A 924-nucleotide genomic window follows, 5' to 3' on the forward strand; every position below is an offset into this window, starting at 1 on the left:
CGGTTTTACCCTGACACGCTCCTTGCGGTTACATGCTTTAGGTACCCCCAGCTTTCATGGCTTGACGGGCGGTGTGTACAAGGCCCGGGAACGTATTCACCGCGTCATTGCTGATACGCGATTACTAGCGAATCCAACTTCACGGGGTCGAGTTGCAGACCCCGATCCGAACTGTGAATGGCTTTTCGAGATTGGCATCACATTGCTGTGTAGCTGCCCGCTGTACCATCCATTGTAGCACGTGTGTAGCCCCGGACGTAAGGGCCATGATGACTTGACGTCGTCCCCGCCTTCCTCTCTGCTTGCGCAGGCAGTCTGGCCAGAGTCCCCACCATTACGTGCTGGCAACTGGACATAGGGGTTGCGCTCGTTGCGGGACTTAACCCAACACCTCACGGCACGAGCTGACGACAGCCATGCAGCACCTAGTTTCCTGTCCCGAAGGACGCATCCGTCTCTGGATGCTTCAGTAACTTTCAAGCCCGGGTAAGGTTCCTCGCGTATCATCGAATTAAACCACATGCTCCTCCGCTTGTGCGGGCCCCCGTCAATTCCTTTGAGTTTCACCCTTGCGGGCGTACTCCCCAGGTGGATGACTTAACGCTTTCGCTTGGACGCTTACGGTATATCGCAAACATCGAGTCATCATCGTTTAGGGCGTGGACTACCAGGGTATCTAATCCTGTTCGATCCCCACGCTTTCGTGCATCAGCGTCAATAACGGCTTAGACAGCTGCCTTCGCAATCGGTGTTCTGAGACATATCTATGCATTTCACCGCTACTTGTCTCATTCCGCCGTCTTCAACCGCATTCAAGCACTTCAGTATCAAGGGCACTGCGACAGTTGAGCTGCCGTATTTCACCCCTGACTTAAAGTGCCGCCTACGCACCCTTTAAACCCAATAAATCCGGATAACGCTCGG

1 rRNA gene is annotated in these 924 nt (G+C 54.2%); it reads right to left on the minus strand.

The window, feature by feature from the left end:
• Positions 1 to 924: ribosomal RNA gene (locus tag ABD676_RS18170) — 16S ribosomal RNA — on the minus strand; the annotation flags it as partial.

This window comes from Sphingobacterium kyonggiense, assembly GCF_039536825.1.
In the GTDB taxonomy this organism is placed as follows: domain Bacteria; phylum Bacteroidota; class Bacteroidia; order Sphingobacteriales; family Sphingobacteriaceae; genus Sphingobacterium; species Sphingobacterium kyonggiense.